At 47.1% G+C, this 12,659-nt stretch carries 14 protein-coding genes and 1 riboswitch; of the genes, 8 read left to right on the plus strand and 6 right to left on the minus strand.

The window, feature by feature from the left end:
• The first annotated feature begins 42 nt into the window (after positions 1–42).
• The 3 genes from ACTRXG_RS01405 to ACTRXG_RS01415 all read left to right on the plus strand — a co-directional run bounded on the left by ACTRXG_RS01405 (position 43) and on the right by ACTRXG_RS01415 (position 3,218).
• Positions 43–987: an IS30 family transposase gene (locus ACTRXG_RS01405; RefSeq protein ID WP_474283776.1), complete on the plus strand. Its 945-nt coding sequence runs from the start codon at positions 43–45 to the stop codon at positions 985–987.
• 205 nt (positions 988–1,192) lie between these two features.
• Positions 1,193–2,836: a Na/Pi cotransporter family protein gene (locus tag ACTRXG_RS01410; protein ID WP_474283778.1), complete on the plus strand. Its 1,644-nt coding sequence runs from the start codon at positions 1,193–1,195 to the stop codon at positions 2,834–2,836.
• 220 nt (positions 2,837–3,056) lie between these two features.
• Positions 3,057–3,218 (plus strand): hypothetical protein, encoded by a 162-nt coding sequence (locus ACTRXG_RS01415; RefSeq protein WP_474279573.1) that lies wholly within the window; start codon positions 3,057–3,059, stop codon positions 3,216–3,218.
• A gap of 425 nt (positions 3,219–3,643) precedes the next feature.
• On the opposite strand, the gene ACTRXG_RS01420 is transcribed toward ACTRXG_RS01415, so the two are convergent.
• Positions 3,644–4,180 carry a YceI family protein gene (locus ACTRXG_RS01420; protein WP_474283781.1) on the minus strand — a complete coding sequence of 179 codons (537 nt, stop codon included), beginning with the start codon at positions 4,178–4,180 and terminating at the stop codon, positions 3,644–3,646.
• 281 nt (positions 4,181–4,461) lie between these two features.
• Between ACTRXG_RS01420 and ACTRXG_RS01425 the strand changes: the two genes are divergently transcribed.
• Positions 4,462–4,830 carry a cupredoxin domain-containing protein gene (locus ACTRXG_RS01425; protein WP_474283783.1) on the plus strand — a complete coding sequence of 123 codons (369 nt, stop codon included), beginning with the start codon at positions 4,462–4,464 and terminating at the stop codon, positions 4,828–4,830.
• 88 nt (positions 4,831–4,918) lie between these two features.
• Here the strand turns inward: ACTRXG_RS01425 and ACTRXG_RS01430 are convergent, their stop codons facing one another.
• Entirely contained in the window at positions 4,919–5,905 is a 987-nt protein-coding gene (locus ACTRXG_RS01430; RefSeq protein WP_474279579.1) for an aldo/keto reductase, read from the minus strand.
• 265 nt (positions 5,906–6,170) lie between these two features.
• On the opposite strand from ACTRXG_RS01430, the gene ACTRXG_RS01435 reads away from it, so the two are divergent.
• Positions 6,171–7,223 carry an EAL domain-containing protein gene (locus ACTRXG_RS01435; protein WP_474283785.1) on the plus strand — a complete coding sequence of 351 codons (1,053 nt, stop codon included), beginning with the start codon at positions 6,171–6,173 and terminating at the stop codon, positions 7,221–7,223.
• A 149-nt stretch (positions 7,224–7,372) separates the two neighbouring features.
• Here the strand turns inward: ACTRXG_RS01435 and ACTRXG_RS01440 are convergent, their stop codons facing one another.
• Both ACTRXG_RS01440 and ACTRXG_RS01445 read right to left on the minus strand, forming a co-directional pair.
• On the minus strand, positions 7,373–7,591 hold the full coding sequence (locus ACTRXG_RS01440; RefSeq protein WP_474283787.1) for a hypothetical protein: 219 nt from the start codon (positions 7,589–7,591) through the stop codon (positions 7,373–7,375).
• 55 nt (positions 7,592–7,646) lie between these two features.
• Positions 7,647–8,021, minus strand: coding sequence for a PilZ domain-containing protein (locus ACTRXG_RS01445; protein WP_474283790.1), 375 nt, complete (start codon positions 8,019–8,021; stop codon positions 7,647–7,649).
• 173 nt (positions 8,022–8,194) lie between these two features.
• Positions 8,195–8,359: riboswitch (yybP-ykoY riboswitch) on the plus strand.
• A gap of 48 nt (positions 8,360–8,407) precedes the next feature.
• Between ACTRXG_RS01445 and ACTRXG_RS01450 the strand changes: the two genes are divergently transcribed.
• The 3 genes from ACTRXG_RS01450 (at position 8,408) to ACTRXG_RS01460 (ending at position 10,947) form a co-directional block, all read left to right on the plus strand.
• Positions 8,408–9,190: a TerC family protein gene (locus ACTRXG_RS01450; protein ID WP_474283792.1), complete on the plus strand. Its 783-nt coding sequence runs from the start codon at positions 8,408–8,410 to the stop codon at positions 9,188–9,190.
• 182 nt (positions 9,191–9,372) lie between these two features.
• Entirely contained in the window at positions 9,373–10,170 is a 798-nt protein-coding gene (locus ACTRXG_RS01455; RefSeq protein ID WP_474283794.1) for an alpha/beta fold hydrolase, read from the plus strand.
• A gap of 177 nt (positions 10,171–10,347) precedes the next feature.
• The gene (locus ACTRXG_RS01460; RefSeq protein WP_474283796.1) at positions 10,348–10,947 is read left to right on the plus strand and encodes a hypothetical protein; all 600 of its coding nucleotides are present in this window, start codon (positions 10,348–10,350) and stop codon (positions 10,945–10,947) included.
• An 84-nt stretch (positions 10,948–11,031) separates the two neighbouring features.
• Here the strand turns inward: ACTRXG_RS01460 and ACTRXG_RS01465 are convergent, their stop codons facing one another.
• Together ACTRXG_RS01465 and ACTRXG_RS01470 are read right to left on the minus strand one after the other, a co-directional pair.
• Complete coding sequence (locus tag ACTRXG_RS01465) at positions 11,032–11,499, minus strand: hypothetical protein (protein WP_474283798.1); 468 nt, start codon at positions 11,497–11,499, stop codon at positions 11,032–11,034.
• A 293-nt stretch (positions 11,500–11,792) separates the two neighbouring features.
• Positions 11,793–12,635, minus strand: coding sequence for a phytoene/squalene synthase family protein (locus ACTRXG_RS01470; RefSeq protein ID WP_474283800.1), 843 nt, complete (start codon positions 12,633–12,635; stop codon positions 11,793–11,795).
• Positions 12,636–12,659 lie beyond the last annotated feature (24 nt).

The raw sequence follows: 12,659 nt of genomic DNA on the forward strand, positions 1-12,659 counted from the left end.
GTAAAATGAAAGTACCACCAAACACTCACACGGAGGGATACCATGAGCTACTCTCATCTTACCATGATCGAACGTGGACAACTAGAGGCTCTGACGAGCCTCCGCTGGTCCATCCGGCGGATTGCGGCTTTTCTGGGCCGGCATCCATCGACCATTTCCCGGGAACGCCGGCGCCAGGCATCTTCCGAGACGTATCGGGCTGCGCAGGCCCAGGAAGCCTATCATCAACGGCGGAAGGCCTGCGGGCGAAAAGGCAAAGCGACGCCCGAGCTGCTTCAAGCCATTACCCGTCATCTCCATGCGACCTGGTCCCCCGAACAAATCGCCCGGTACGCCCCGGAGGTTACGGTGGAGTGCCGCACGATCTATCGATGGCTGTACCAGGGGTTATTGGTGCAGGGAGACCTGCGCTGCCTCCGGCAGAAAGGCAAACGGAAGAAGGTGTGGGAAACCCGTGGCCGTTTCACGATCGGTCGGCGCATCGAGGAACGCCCCGCCGCGGTAGATACCAGGCAAACCTTTGGGCACTGGGAAATGGATACCATTGTTTCGTCCCGTGGAAAAAGCAAGGGTTGCCTGGTGACGCTTACCGAACGCAAAAGCCGGCACCTGTTGGCTGTCCCAATACCGGACCGGCGGTCCGGGACCGTAGCCACGGCCGTGGAAACGCTGATGGAGCAGTATCCCCGTGGTGTTTTTAAAAGCATGACGGTGGATCGGGGCAAAGAATTCGCCTGCTTTCCCGCCCTCGAAACCCGGGGCGTGCCCGTGTATTTTGCCGATCCCTATGCCGCCTGGCAGCGGGGAACCAATGAAAACACCAATGGCCTTCTCCGGGAATTTTTCCCGAAGGGCATGGATTTAGCTCGCCTCAGCCGGCAGAAAGTGGACTATGTCACTGGACTGATTCACCGCCGCCCCAGAAAATGTTTACATGGGAAGACCACGGACGATGTGTTTCAAAAAGAAGTGTTGCGCTTAAATTGACAATCTAAGATGTATAAAAGCGAAGAATTTTCTCCTGCCTTCTCCCTTGCCTATACTGGATTTCCTTTCCTGCTGCAGCCTCTCCCCTCCCTTTACAAAATCTTAACAATTCCTTTATTTACACTACAGGCTATCATGCTTTAAAACTGTAGAGGGTATTGCAGTAATCTGTGTTAGATAGACATCAAGGGGAGGAATCATTGTTTTGGATATTCAAACGCTGATATTTACGTTTCTCGGCGGCCTGGGGATTTTCCTGTTCGGGATCAAGTACATGGGGGACGGCCTGCAGAAGATCGCGGGCGACAAGCTGCGGGACCTGCTCGATAAATTTACGACCAACCCGTTCATGGGCGTGCTGGTCGGGATCATCGTCACCATCCTGATCCAGACGAGCACCGGCACCACCGTGCTCGTCGTCGGCCTGGTCAGCGCCGGCTTCATGACGCTGCGCCAGGCGATCGGGGTGATCATGGGGGCCAACATCGGCACGACGGCCACCGCCTTTATCATCGGGATTAAAATCGAGGAGTTCGCCCTGCCGATCCTGTTTGCGGGGACGATCCTGATCTTCTTCTTTAAAAATAAAAAAATCAGCAACATCGGCCAGTCCGTGTTCGGGTTCGGCGCGATCTTTTTCGGGCTGACGCTGATGGGCGACGGGGTCGCCCCGCTCGAAGACCTGCCGGCCTTCCGGGAGCTGACGCTCAGCATGAGCGAGAACCCGCTGCTCGGCCTCATGATCGGGATCATTTTCACGATCGGGCTGCAGAGCTCGTCGGCGACGATCGGGCTGCTGCAGGAGCTCTACAACCAGGGGGCGATGCCGCTTGACGCGGCCCTGCCGGTGCTGTTCGGTGACAACATCGGGACGACTATCACCGCGGTGCTCGCCGCGATCGGGGCGTCGGTGGCGGCCAAGCGGGCGGCGCTCACCCACGTGATCTTCAACCTGATCGGGGCCACCATCATCCTGATCCTGCTCGTGCCGTACACGCTGTTCATCGGCAACCTGCAGGAATGGCTGAACCTGAACCCGCCGATGACGATCGCGTTTGCGCACGGGATTTTCAACGTGTCCAACACCCTGATCCAGCTGCCGTTTGTCGGGGCGCTGGCCTACCTGGTCACGAAGCTCGTGCCGGGCAAAGGGGACGAAATCGAGTACAAAGCCAAGCACCTCGATCCGGCCTTTATCCAGCAGTCCCCGGCGATCGCGCTCGACCAGGCGAAGCTCGAAACCCTGCGGATGGCAGAATACGCTGAAAAAGGTTTGAAGCAAAGTGAGTCCTATCTAGAAACCAAGAACAAAAAGGACGCGGAAAACATCGTCCGGTACGAAGAAGCCGTAAACAATCTGGACAAAAACATTACGGATTATTTAACCCGCATTTCTTCTAGATCTCTTTCATCCGAAAGCTCACGTCAGCATTCGGTTCTGATGGATACTACGAGAGACATTGAACGTGTGAGTGACCATGTAGAAAATCTGATGGAACTCGTGGATTATCAGGTCACTAATAAGGTAACCCTCTCCACTGAAGCATACAAGGACTTGAATCAGATGTACGAATTAACCATGAGCACGTTTTCTCAATCAATTGAAGCACTCGGGCAGGATAACCATGAAATCGCCAGTCAGGTGCTGCAGCAGGAAGAAGAGATTGACCGGCTTGAACGGCAGCTGCGCAAAAAGCACATTCTGCGCCTTAATGAAGGCCAGTGCTCCGGTTCCGCCGGCATTGTATTTGTAGACTTCCTAAGCAACCTCGAACGGATCGGTGATCATGCTGTAAACATTGCTGAAACCGTGCTCGATGATGATCACAAAATGAAAGAAAGCAATTAATAAGCAGGCAGCGCCCTTACAGTTTGGGCGCTGCTTTTTCGCGCAAATAACTACTTTCAACAGACCCCTTCCTGTCTTCGTGAAATGTACTACCTTTGTTCCCTTGCATATTTACCATTTTTAAACAGGTGAACCATATATCATCTATTTACCTATTGTAAAAGCAATAATAATCCAACATACTGAATTTAATGATAACTATTAGAAAGAGGGGCTTGAAATGAAAAAGAAAAATAGTACAGACTGTCCAAAAGTACTGGCCGAGCTGGATGAAAAACAAGCGCGTCTCGATAAGTATCGGAAAGAAATCAGGGAAGGCAACAATAAAGATGTGAAAGACCTTGATGATTTAAACAAAACTCTTCAAAATAAAAAAAGTTGAACGAAATTTTATATACCACTGTAAATTCAGCATCTTAAATATAGAAGCGTTTAATTGATACAGCTTTCGATTAAAAAGAGCAGGTCTGCTTCTTCTGGGCAGGACCTGCTCTTTTTGGTATTATTATTTTTATATGCTCTGTCTGCACTCTGTTTCATCTTTGTGATTTTTTATTAAAACCTTTTACAGCAGTAACATTCACCTTTCCTTTAAAAGGAGCGATCAAAGCTATGTGGCATTTTATCAAGTTGTATTTTGGCCTTGCAGTCGGGCTCGCGGTCTTTTTTGCTCTTGTGCTGTTAGCTGCCGGTGCCTACGGATAAGCCCCCTTTTAAAATTTCCTCGCCCAGGCTACGTAGAAAAGCCTTTTAGATGTCTCCCACAGAGCTCTAAAAGGCTTTTTTCTAATGGTGTTCGCATAAGCATTACTCCTGCTTATGCAGCTCCATCTCAATATTAATTTTCACATCTTCGCCAACAAGTACCCCACCTGTTTCAAGCGTAGCGTTCCATGTTAAACCGAATTCTTTCCGGTTAATAGTTGTCTGGCCGCTGAAGCCGGCTACTATGTTTCCGCTCATCGGATCTTTACTTTGGCCTTCAAACGTAACATCGACCGTAACTTCTTTGGTTGTGCCTTTAATCGTAAGATCTCCGGTCACGTCATATTCACTTTCTCCCGTTTTTTTAACTTCCTTGCCGACAAACGTCATGTTGGGATAGTTTTCAGCATCGAAGAAGTCTGCCGACCGTAAATGACCATCACGGTTTTCGTCACTGGTATTAATGCTCGCTATATCAATTACCACTTCGATTTCTGCGTCTGTTAAGTCTTCCACGTCTACCTTTAACGTAGCGTCAAATTTGTCAAACGTACCTTTTACTCTTGAAATCATCATGTGCTTTACCGAAAATCCAATTTCACTGTGTACAGGGTCCACGGACCAGACTGTTTTTGCCATAAGTAACTCCTCCTAAAAATTCATTCAATTAATTCCATGAAGCTACAACTAGTATAAAGGTATCAAGTCTTTAAATCTAGTATCCTGCTTTGAAAATAATAAATATTCCGTCATTTTCAAATGATTTCTCTTTATCTATTAAGACTATTTTTGTCTTTTATTCTCATTATGTTTTACACTAATTGTGAAGTCAGTCGTATATTTCATCTCAGATGTCATGGCACTTCGCAAGCCTTTTTCGTATGAAACACCTTATATTAATATCGAGAGGAGACTTTACGATGAAATTTTCTGTATCAGCCCTTTTTCTTGCCTCATTTGTTTTTCTGACCGGTTGCGGCGGCAGTGACGGAGGAAATGAATCCGAAAACACCAGTGAAAACGCCGAGGCTCAAACAATGGAGGTCACCGCTACTGACTTTGAATTCGACCAGGAGGAATACACCGTTAACGCCGGAGAACCTGTAAATGTCAGCTTAACGAGCCAGGAGGGCGGACACGGTCTTGCTATTGACAACTTTGATGTAGACATTCAGGGGGAAGGAGAAGCATCGTTCACCCCGGAAGAACCCGGAGAGTATAACATCTACTGCAGCGTTCCATGCGGTGAAGGGCATGCAGATATGACCGCCACCCTGATTGTTCAGTAGGCTGGAGGTTCCCGACTATTTTTACTTTTTCCGCAAAAAAAGTCGCCGCGCCTGTATTTAGGCACGACGGCTATCATTTTAACCGTATTTATTCTTTAATTGGAAGCGGCGCTTCAGGGGAAACCAGCTTCTCTTTACGCAGTTCCTGCCAGAAAGCTGCAGGAATATCGGCGTTTAATGCTTCGAGGTTGTCCTGAATACGCTGTGGACGACTTGCTCCTGGTATAACAGCCGCCACTGCCGGATGAGCGGCTGAAAACTGCAGGGACGCTGCAATCAGGCTCACATTGTGACGTTCAGCAATGGATTTCATCTGCTCGACACGGGAAGCAATTTCCGGCGGAATATCCGAGTATTCGTACGTGGAACCGCCGGCGAGCACGCCTGATCCGTAGGGTGCTCCGACCACAATGCTAACATCCTGCGCCTCCGCCTCCGGCATCAAGCGCTGAAGCGCACGTTCGTGGTTAAGCAGCGTATAACGGGTAGCCTGCAGGCTGATATCCGGATTGGAATCTTCAAGGTCGAGAGCGAGCTCAATCGGCTCCGTCCGGTTTACTCCAATCCCCCAGGATTGAATAACGCCCTCTTCCCGTAGTTTGGTCAGCTCACGGAATGCGCCTGTTCTTGCCTCTTCAAATTTAGCGAGCCATTCGTCTCCCTGAAAATCCGGAGAAATGTCATGCACATACACAAAATCAATCCGGTCCATCTGCAGGCGCTCAAGGCTCTGCTCAATCGACCGGCGTGTGCCTTCCGCAGTATAATCATCAATTACTTTATTTTGGCGGCCATTGGCAAACAATCCTTCTTTTTCTTCAGTTTCTTCAGAAATATAGCGGCCGACTTTCGTACTTAATACAAAATCGTCGCGGTTATGCCTGGCCAGCGCTTTGCCTAAGCGCAGCTCCGCAAGCCCAGCTCCGTAAAAAGGTGCAGTGTCAAAATAACGGATGCCGTGTTCCCATGCTGTTTCAATTGTTTTTAAAGCTTCCTCTTCTGGAATATCACGGTACATATTCCCAAGCGGCGCGGTGCCGAAGCCGAGTTTTCCTTCCTGCTTCAAATTAATCATAAACTTTGTCCTCCTCTATAAAGGTATATTCATTATTTGCAATTAAGCGGCCGCTCCAACGTATCTCACCTGCAACGACCCAGGTTCCTGCCAACGATCACTCTATTTTAGTTACCTTTCACAGTAAAATTTAAACATCGATGCCCAAATAGATATTATACGTATCCCGATATCAGATTTTCATCCAAAATTTCTCATGAAACACTTGAATACATAGTTCTTCAGCCGATATTATTATTAAAACGACATCATTTGGAGGTCATCTATGAAGAACGGTTGCGATGTTTGCATGCCCGGCCATCAGGGCTATACATTCATTTTTGAAAACGACCAGTCTCCTGCCCTACTCACCCCTTATTTTAGTGAATACAGCGAAAATCAATGGCAGGAGGTAAACAATCGCATGGTATGGATGGATGAAGCCATTGCTTTTGATTTGCTGGATTACCTGGAAGTTCATTATAATCCCGAAGAAATTTTTATTTTTCCGGCAAAAAAGAATAATCCTTTGGAAGACGAAGCGAACAGACAGCCGCTTCGCTCCCTCCACGCTTACAAAGAAGCAGGCTGGATCGATGACATTATCGATCAGGAGCAGATACAGTCGCATTACCAGCCTATCGTCCGCCCAGATAACGGAAGCTATACTATTGTTGGGCACGAGATGCTTTCCCGTGGAAAAGCATCAGATGGAAGCACGATCGCCCCATTCTTCCTGCTCGAGGCGGCGCGCATCCGCCACCGGCTGTTTGCGCTTGACCGTGCCTGCCGAATCGTTTCTGTCAAAAATGCAGCTGTTATTAAAGACAAGCTCATTTTTATCAATTTTATTCCTACCGCTATTTATGTACCTGAACACTGTTTATCGACCACTATTTCCCTGATAAATGAAATGGGCATTTCACCGGAAAACGTAGTATTTGAAGTTGTGGAAAGCGATGAAGTGCAGGATATTGATCACCTGAAAAATATACTCAATTATTACCGGCGTCATGGTTTCAAATATGCTTTAGATGACGTAGGCACCGGGGCCAATGACCTTAAAAAGCTATCTTACCTTGAGCCGGATATTGTTAAACTGGCCAGAGAATATTCCGACGGCGTAAGCCGGGATCCCGAAAAACGAAAAGTCGCGGCGTCGCTGCTGCAGGTCGCTGCCCATACCGGCTCTCAGCCACTTGCTGAAGGAGTCGAACATAAAGAAGATGCCGATTACTTAGCCGACATGGGCTATGAGCTGTTTCAGGGATATTATTTCGCTAAGCCGCAGGAGCAGCCCCTCGATTCCCTTTCTCACCCCGTTAATACAAACCGTTGATTTTACAAAGCATGTGCCAGGCACGTGCTTTTTTCTGATTTTTTCAATCGCAGGTCAAATGACTTCACCTATACAACAAACCCTCCGGCTTCAGTGCCAGGGGGTCTTTTCATATTAATACCATTTAGATAGCTTAGACCAGGCTTAAATTATACATCAATAAAGCGGCTGCCCTTTTCTGTCACCACCGGATCCACATATTCCACTTTTTCTTCCTCGTCTATTACTTTTTCTGCTTCGAGCATTGCTTCTTTGATCAAATAATCAAAATGCGCTTCTTCATTGGAATCGTCCGGGGAAATCGTCCCCTGTTCTTTAGCGGCAATGCGGGCAATCAGCAGCAGTTCTTTCAGTAAATCGTTATCCATACAGACCCTCCTCCTGTATCTCTGTGTTGGATGAACAGAAATCCTCCGTGCCTTCTTAACTCTGACGTTCTTTTTGTTCGATGTTTAATTGATGCACCGTGCGCACCAGGTCATTTTTTTGATCGTTAACCTCGTCCGGGAAAAATACGCCATACATGCAGCCGCCGCTATGTTTTTCCTTTCGTTTTATATGACCGTGAAGGACAAAATTTTTATGAAGCGAGCGAAAGGAAAAAGTCAAAAGCACCCGGTCTGTGACCGGCAGATTTAAACGGGAAAAGAACCGCATGCCCCCGCCGGAGAGATCATAAATCGTCATATCACCTGTCGCGCTGTTCACGATAGTATTGTCCATCCGGTAAATGAAAAAGGTTCCGTGGAGTGGCTGATCTTCGAAATAGTAGCGTAGGTTTTTTCTTGATTCCGGCATACCCTTCTCCTTTGTCTTTACGTGAAATAAGTGATGTATTAATAGTATATAGGCTCTGTCTTTTAAGTTCAAAAACATTTTTAGTTCAGTATGCCGGGCCGTTCACCTTCCTTTCAATCCTGCTTTCCTTTTAAATAAAGATTGACTTTATCTGCACTTCAGAATATGATTAATATAGAATTAAAGGGGAGTAGCTTTCCTGCATCTGCATCGTCATGACGGGCTTTGACGCCCCGGTGCTGATGGTAGTTACCAGACTATAAGCGAGACCTTTTCTTCTCCGCAGCAATTTCGGGGGAGGAAAAGGTTTTTTTGATGCCTTTTCCTTCGAATTATTTGGGGAAAAGGCATTTTTCATGTCCTTTTCTCATAAGGGGAGAAAAGAAATGGACGTAGGTTTATTGATGGAATACAGCTGGGTTTTGGTTATTCTCGTGCTGCTTGAGGGTGTGCTGGCAGCTGATAACGCGATGGTTTTGGCGGTAATGGTTAAGGGTCTGCCTGAAAAACAGCGAAAAAAAGCTCTTTTTTACGGGTTGTTTGGCGCTTTTCTTTTCCGGTTTGGATCGCTGTTTATCATCAGTTTTCTGGCGGGTGTATGGCAGGTGCAGGCTATCGGCGCGGCCTACCTTCTCTATATCGCTATTAATCATATTATTAGGCATATGGTCCGCCACCGCCAGCGGCAAAACGTGACTGCTGCCGCACAGGAAACTAAATCTACCGGCTTCTGGAAAACTGTTTTTAAAGTAGAGCTTGCAGATATTGCGTTTGCCGTCGATTCGATTCTTGCGGGTGTTGCTCTCGCTATTACTCTTCCAGCCTCCGGTCTTCCGGCAATTGGCGGCCTTGACGGCGGAATCTTCGCGGTGGTTTTATTCGGCGGATTAATTGGAGTCGTCATTATGCGTTTTGCCGCCGTTAAATTTGTTACCCTGCTCGAAAAACGTCCAGGCCTTGAAATAACTGCCTTCGTTATCGTTGGATGGGTCGGGGTCAAACTTGCAGTTTATGCTTTGAGTCACCCGGCGCTGCACATCATCCCGGAAGCATTTTCCCATTCACCACTGTGGAAGGCTTCCTTCTATATTGTCCTCGTTGTGATCGCGGTCAGTGGCTGGTTTTTATCCAGTCCGAAGTCAGCATATGAAACAGTAAAAGATCGTTAATCATGAACAAAGCATAGCTTTACACACAAAACCAGACCCCCTTTAAGCAGGTGAAAGCTTAAAGGGGCTTTTTTAATGGCCCTCTTTCAGTTCTGGAGTTTAGTTATATAGGTTGAAGGTAAAAAGACAGATAGAATGGAACTTTTAATTTTACGGCTGACGAGAGCCAAAGGAGTCTGTTTATGCCATATTTCACTTCAAAAAACACCTCACTCTATTATGAACAGCGGGGGCAGGGGCCCGTGCTTGTGTTTATTTCCCCTCCCGGTCTCGGCTGCGCGGCCTTTGAGCAGCAGCATTCGCTGGAAGACCAGTTTCGGGTCGTTACCTTTGACCCGCGGGGGAACGGCAGAAGCGAACGCAGTGAAGCTGCTGACGGCACCATCAGACAGTGGACGGAGGATATTTACGCCCTCGTATCTCATCTTGGGGCTGACCAGGTTATTCTGTGCGGCTATTCCTTTGGCGGCCTGCCAGCCCAGGAATTTGCTTACAAATACCCCGAAAAGACGAAAGCGCTCGTATTAATCAGCAGCTTTCCCAAAGTAAGAACGTTTCTGTTAGCCGGAAAATTCCGCCTTGGCATTTGGAGCACATATGAAAACCTGCTCGGTACACTTGGCAAAGGCCTTGCCTTTTCCCATACCAAAAAGCCGGACCAGCAGGCGCGCATCGAAAAAAACATTGAAAACAGTGATCCCGGCATTTTGGAGCAAATGTATTTGAATGGCAGGCATTATGACGGCACCGGCCTTCTCCCTCATATTACCTGCCCCGTGCTTACGATATTTGGCAGCAACGATGTGTTTGTCAAAAAACATCAGCACTATTTTAAATCCCGGCTTCCCCACATGCAAAACGTTCATATCCAGGGGAAGGTACACCAGCTCCCTACAAGAGCGGCCGGCGAAGTGAACGCTATCATCAGAAATTTTGTTAACAACAGCGTCTACGCAAAAACTCAACAGAATGTTTACTGAAGAAGCATAAAGGATATATGTTTATAGTTCATTCTTACTTTGCATATTGAGCACGGCGGTAATGGTTGGATAATAAGCTAACCCATGAGCCAGCAGAAGAAAGCTTTTCTTTGCTGACTCTTTTTTTAATTTCCTGAACCATTGCTTCCATATTTTAAACTAAAAGGAGTAGATATAATGAGTAACACATCAACCAGAAAAACACTGCCGATTATTGCACTTTCAGCCGCTGCTATCGGGGGAGGCGTCTACTGGTATACGAAAAGCTCCGGTAGTACCAGCAACAGCGATAGTGGCAGCAGCGAAGGCATTAAGGATAAAGTAAACAAAGCGAACCAGGAAGTCGACAAGGATGAACTGAAAAGCCGCTTTCAGCGCACAGTAGAGCTTGCTAAGCAGGCAACGACCCAGCTACAGGAGATTTACAATGATTACGGCAAAGATATCATTGAACAAATCCAGCAGGTGAAAAAAGACTCTGAAGGCGTCGTATCTACAGCTAAAGAAGCTGGCGATGAGCTGAAGGATGTAGCTGACACAGCTAAAGAAGCCGAGCAGGAGCTCGAAGGAGTCAAGGATCAGGCAAAACAGGGCGCAGAGCAGGTTTCTTCTTCTGATTCTTCCTCTAATAATTCCAGCGCCTCTTCTTCTGAAACTAGTGGCAGCCAAAATATCCAGGAGTCTCCGGAAGAAGAAATTAAGCGCAAAGACAACCAGGCCGATATTGAGCCGCAGGAAGAAGGAAAAAACCAGCGTGACCCAAATAGCAATAGCTAAGCTTTTCTCCGCGGAGAAAGCAAAAGATTTTCTAAAACGAGTTAAACCACCGGGTACGGCCCTGGTGGTTTTTTTATGCCCCGCTCATATATCAGTTTTTTCCGCATACTTTCCGTCGTCTACATGCGTAACGCCAAATGGCTCTTTTCCGTGGCCGTTATAGTATACATCCCGATCATGAAATATACGGTGAATCGTTTCTGCCGTTTGCTCTTCTTCTAAATCAGACTGCTCTTTCTGCTGAAAGCGTTCATTCCAGCCGGCAGCATTGCGAAGATCCCTCGCTAAATCCGGATTGTCCGTCTGCGCAGCCAGTGACTTCAGCTTTTCTATTTTTTCTTCCGGGGCCTGAATGTTTTCTGCATCCACCATTTTTTCACCCCCATAGCCCGTCAGGTCATTCCAGCGGTCATGCCGGGCAGCAATGTAATTTTTCATTTCCCCTTTCCGCTGTACTTTCTTTTCTGCTTTTGTCAGCTGGTGCTCCTTGTCTGCCTCTTTTTCCGAGTTATTTTCTTCCTCCTGCTCTGCTCTGGCTGTCTGTTTTTCCATTTCTTCAAGTCATGGATACACTACATAAATGCTGAGCACTGCGGTGAAAATGATGACCCCGGCTGCCAGCAGCGTGACACGTCTTTTCATAAAATTTCCCCTGCTGTATCTGTACATAAACAGAATAAAACCGCCGGATATAATAACATCCCGCGGTTCCAGTCTTATGTATTCATATTTATTTTATCATACATAAAATACCATTTTAAGGATTCTTTTTTCACCCAAGAAAAAACAGGCAGAGTTTCTGCTTGAAGACTTTTGGGCCTACTCCCCGTCCTGCTTAGTATTCTTTAGGAGGATAGTCTTTTTAAAATACTCCATTTATCCCGTTTGGAAACGTAGGCCCGCTCCTTAAACACCTGATAGTTGTTTTTTCGTACTGATTCCAAAATGGCCTGATACATATAAGCAGCGCCTTTGACGGGATACCTTGCATCCTTTGGATACTGTTCAACAGATTCAAGTGCCTCTGTATACAGCTCTTCTGCCCGTGCGGCAGTATCCTCCCACGCCTGGACAAATGAGGAATCAAGGCGGTGCTGGTGAAGATCCCTGGTGGTATAGCCATGCTTTTCGAGTATTTCAACCGGAAAATATATGCGCCCCCGCTCCAGGTCTTCACCTACATCGCGAAGGATATTGGTCAGCTGCATCGCCTTTCCAAGGGCGATAGCGCCCGGCTTCAGATGTTCAAAACGCTCGGGGGAAAGGATCGGCAGAAGCATCAGCCCTACAGTGCCTGCTACATAATAGGAATACCCTTCAACTTCTTCCAATGTGTAATAAAAAATTTTTTCCAAATCCATATACTGGCCCTGAATCATATCTATAAAAGGCTGTACTTCCATATCGAATCGTTCGAAAGTATCTCTCAGGGCAATCCATTGCAGGGACGGCTGATAAAATGGATCGCGAAGAAACTGATGAAACATCGTTTCAAATTCCTTTAATTCCTGCTCCGGATTTTCCCCTTCATCCACAATATCATCGACGGCCCGGCAAAAAGCATAAACGGCCCAGACGCCCTGTCTTTTTTCAAGCGGCAGAATATCAAATGCCTTCGAAAAAGTTTTACTGTGCATTGCAATAATACGATGACATTCTTCGTATGCTTCTTCTAACGTTGATTTCATACTTCTCATCCCCTCTCCCGCGTT

This window comes from Marinococcus sp. LNSP9103-4 (assembly GCF_056034345.1).